At 32.0% G+C, this 3,530-nt stretch carries 4 protein-coding genes; all 4 read left to right on the top strand.

Annotated features, from left to right (window positions below):
- The first annotated feature begins 131 nt into the window (after positions 1-131).
- Entirely contained in the window at positions 132-293 is a 162-nt protein-coding gene (locus tag BUB85_RS21645) for a hypothetical protein (RefSeq protein WP_159434692.1), read from the top strand.
- Between the two features lie 18 nt (positions 294-311).
- Positions 312-701 (top strand): hypothetical protein, encoded by a 390-nt coding sequence (locus BUB85_RS21330; RefSeq protein WP_143160821.1) that lies wholly within the window; start codon positions 312-314, stop codon positions 699-701.
- A 126-nt stretch (positions 702-827) separates the two neighbouring features.
- Complete coding sequence (locus BUB85_RS20560; RefSeq protein WP_200803604.1) at positions 828-1,850, top strand: PDDEXK nuclease domain-containing protein; 1,023 nt, start codon at positions 828-830, stop codon at positions 1,848-1,850.
- A gap of 124 nt (positions 1,851-1,974) precedes the next feature.
- Complete coding sequence (locus BUB85_RS20555; RefSeq protein ID WP_073113332.1) at positions 1,975-3,444, top strand: DNA cytosine methyltransferase; 1,470 nt, start codon at positions 1,975-1,977, stop codon at positions 3,442-3,444.
- Positions 3,445-3,530: the final 86 nt, after the last annotated feature.

Genomic DNA, 3,530 nt, shown 5'->3' with positions numbered 1-3,530 from the left:
AATTACCGAAATAATATCGCAAAACAGGTTTTAAAAATTCTCTGTTTTGTACAAAAATTAATTAGTTCCCCAAGGGGGTTCTGAACAGTTACTAATGTTTCATATTAAAGTTGAAATCATATGGAGGTAGTGTGGCTTTTATTGAAAAAAATGTTTGGTGTGCGAAGATGGAACTACTGGGATATTTTGCCGATAGATTACCTTATAATGACAGGGAAGCAAGTGCAAAAGAGTATGTCACTGATTATCGAATACTTGAAGACTATGTTAATCCATATCAAGAACTTTGCTAGATTGATGTTGAAAAGGTTATGCAAACAACGGAGTGGATTTTACCAGAGGCTTTATCCCCTTTAATAGAAGAGTATCATTACGATAGAAATGGTATACAACAATGGATATTAGAATCTCCAAATCCGCATTTTGAAAAATGGCTTACAATATCAGAAGAAAATGTGACATTATTTGCATCACACTTTATAAATAATAATAATCAAGTAGTGTCCACTTCGATGTGGATATCATCAGGATTAATAAAAAAGGGCACAGTTTCTTGTCTTGTTAAAGCTTTAGATGATACAGATTTTGCAGTAGATTTTATAAATGCATCTGAAATAGCAGCATATCCTGAAACAGACTGCTATATTTCTCCGTTAGAGGTTTGTAGGTTTGATTGGAAAAGTGAACACTATTCTGAATAGTATATATGGAAAAATAGTAGGAGCTGGAAGAAGCATAAAATTGAATTGAAAGAATAAAGAAAAGTTTTGAAAAAAGTAAGGTAAAAATGGCACACTCGTGTGCCGTTTTAGAAAGAGAAGGGTAGAATGCTGATTAATAACGACGATTATTTGAAAATCCTAAATGAAATCATAAACTGCATAAAAACATCCCAATATCAAGTGATGCTGAGTGCAAATTTGTCTTTGATGCATAGGAATTGGACAATTGGTAATTACATAAACAGTAACAGTACTTGGGGCAAAGGATTTCTAGTGAATTTATCACGAGATATAAAAAGCGAATTTCCAGATTCAAAAGGATATTCAGAAAGAAATTTGAGAGATATGAAAAAGTTTGCTTTGATTTTTAGTGAAGATGAAATTGACGAATATAATTTAGCCGGGATTACCTGGTATCATCATAAGGCACTGATGAGCAAGACTGAAAATAAGCAGCAATATATTTGGTATGCTGAAAAGACGATTCAAAATGGGTGGTCTCATGATGTGCTTGAAATTCAGTTAGATAGTAATTTGTATTCAAGACAGATTGAAAAGCCTAAGATACAAAACTTTAATGGCAGATTACCAGACGAACAGAGTGAACTTGCAATTCAGACGATGAAAGATCCTTATATTTTTGATTTTGTTAAGTTCAGAGAAGGAATGATTGAAAGGGATATTGAAACAGAACTGGTAAGCAATGTTAGAAAATTCCTGCTTGAACTTGGAACAGGATTTGCTTTTGTCGACGAGCAATATACACTTGTAGTAAATGGTGATGAGTTTTATGTAGATCTACTCTTTTATAATTTTAAATTACACTGTTTTGTTGCAATAGACCTCAAGACAGGTAAGTTTACTCCAGAGATGGCAGGAAAGATGAATTTTTATTTATCAGCATTGGATGACGTGGTAAAAACAGATTTGGACAATCCATCTATTGGGTTAATACTTTGTCGAAATGAGAATAAGCTGGTTGCAGAGTATGCATTGAAAGATATGAAAAAGCCGATAGGTGTTACAGAGTATAAATTATTTAACGATTTACCAAAAGAATTACAAGATACAATGCCATCGGTAGAAGACATCGAAACACGTGTTATGAAAAAATATGAGTGTGATTAATTTGGCACACTCGTGTGCCGAATTAAAAAGAGCTTGAAGGTCTAAAAAGAATCATTTGAAATTAAGAAAGATGAGAATACTTTCAAGAGCAAAAGACATTCCATATTTGCAATAAGGGGGATATATGGATAAAAAAGTTGTGATACTTAATGATGATTTAGGGACAATTGCATTAGGTTTTTCTAGAGCAGGGTATGGAATTAAAGCAATATACATAGATGAAAAAGAAAAAGGTTCTATTAAAGTATATAAAGATAACTGGAATGAACAAATATTCGAAGTCAATTGGAGTGAATATCGTATATCAGACATGGAGGATGCGGATATTTATGCGGGGAAGATACGTTTTGTTGGCTTTAGTTCAGCAGGTAGAGGCAATAGAAAAGTTGAAAATATCAGTCAGGATGTTGTAAAAGCGTTAGAAATATTGAATTTTAAAAGACCAAAGGAATTTATGTTTCGATGCAACCGAATAAGTGACCGAGATGAATCATTTAGACACTTTTGTACAGGAGTAAAAACATTAGGATATCAAATTGGATTTAATACTGTAGACATAAATTATTTGACAGGCTTACCGGTAAAAGAAAAGGAATATTTTATATATGGTTCTTTAATAAAAACAGATTTCAACTTGAAATTACTGAAAGAAACAGATAGCTTGAATCATATGGTAAAAGATATAATAGAAAAAGATCATATAGATGATGAATGGTATTATAGATTAACTCCAAGATATAGAATTCATATTGAAGGTGTAGTTTTTCCTAAAGTATTGTGTTGGAATAATAATCAATATGAAGAAGTAGAATATGTTTCTTGGAATCCTCGGATGATACCATTAGTAGCAGTTGATAATGAAGTTCGAAAGATAACACATCGAGAAGTAGCACGATTAAAAGGAATTCCTGATAATTATTATTTGGATGTATCAAGTAAATCATGGCTGTATCAGAAATTGATGTATAGTTCAAATGTATTAGCAATTCAGCAGATTGCATCCATATTTAGTGATAGAAGAGACTTTCCGATTTTTGAAAACAGGGAGGTTTCAAAGGGCTTGAAATTTGAAACAATTATTCAATCATATCTGAAGATTAAAGAAGTTTCGTTGCTCGATACTGGTATGGGAGAAGGAATTAGTGCAGATTTCCGGTTTACAAAAGAGACAGAAACTTTCACATTAATATTAAAGATTTATTCAGGAAATACAGGAATAGAAAAGCGGATTATTTCGGCATGTGAAAAGATTATGTCAAATAATTTTTCAGACAATTCCAAAGTAATATTAGTGGTTGGGAATGTTGTTAAGAAGGAAACTAAAAAAATTGCAAAAGAAATATATAACGTTGATATATGGGATGTGGAAAATTTGTTATGGATGTTTGAAGAATTTCCGCAGATCATAAGTGATTTCATTTCTATACTAAGTTTTTCAGTGGAAAACATCATTCCACAAGAGCCAGATTTAGAAGTGTTTAGTAAACAGGCAAAAAAATTGTATGATAGTGAATTGCAAGAAGCATTAAGGAAAATTGAACCAGGAAAAGAAGATGCAGCTAAATATGAAAAACTTTGTATAGATATTTTGTAACTGTTCAGAACTCCATTAGTTAAAGATGATATCGGAATTCCCTAAAAGGGCTTCTCTGATTGCTGTAAAAGCATTTATTCCATGCT

Origin of the sequence: Hespellia stercorisuis DSM 15480 (assembly GCF_900142165.1) — a bacterium.
In the GTDB taxonomy this organism is placed as follows: domain Bacteria; phylum Bacillota; class Clostridia; order Lachnospirales; family Lachnospiraceae; genus Hespellia; species Hespellia stercorisuis.
This window is presented reverse-complemented; position numbering and strand designations above follow the sequence as displayed.

Coding starts and splice junctions, on each gene's coding strand:
- BUB85_RS21330 (WP_143160821.1), top strand. CDS start 312: ATGCAAACAACGGAGTGGATTTTACCAGAGGCTTTATCCCCTTTAATA.
- BUB85_RS20560 (WP_200803604.1), top strand. CDS start 828: ATGCTGATTAATAACGACGATTATTTGAAAATCCTAAATGAAATCATA.
- BUB85_RS20555 (WP_073113332.1), top strand. CDS start 1,975: ATGGATAAAAAAGTTGTGATACTTAATGATGATTTAGGGACAATTGCA.